The 345-nt window shown below is 72.5% G+C and carries 1 protein-coding gene; it reads left to right on the forward strand.

Annotation, left to right across the window (positions count from 1 at the left end; translation table 11 throughout):
• Window positions 1–345, forward strand: a 345-nt coding sequence (locus OC490_RS49205) for a hypothetical protein (RefSeq protein ID WP_262064576.1), incomplete at both ends; no start/stop codon positions are given.

Consider the following 345-nt stretch of genomic DNA (forward strand, 5'->3'; position numbering starts at 1 on the left):
CCTCGGTCTCGGTGGAGGGACAGGCCGTCCGGCTGGGCCAGTTGATCCAGGCCGGGCAGGTCGCCCTCGACCGCCCCCGGCTGGCCGCCGACCTCACCCGCAAGATGCCCGGCACCGCGCCCTTCGAAGGCGCGCCGGAACAGCCCCCGACCATCGCGGTGTCGCTCTACAACCCGTGCCGCTCCACCGACGCCGACGACGTCACCCTCGACCAGCTCCACAACACCACCGACACGGTCAGCACCGCCGCCGGCGCCGACCACTCCCTCGCCACCTCGTTCACGCAACTCCTCAGCGGCGACGACGACAACCACGAGATCGCCGGGATCAGCGTGCCGCTCGCGC

Source organism: Streptomyces sp. STR69 (assembly GCF_024519455.1).
Taxonomy (GTDB): Bacteria; Actinomycetota; Actinomycetes; order Streptomycetales; family Streptomycetaceae; genus Streptomyces.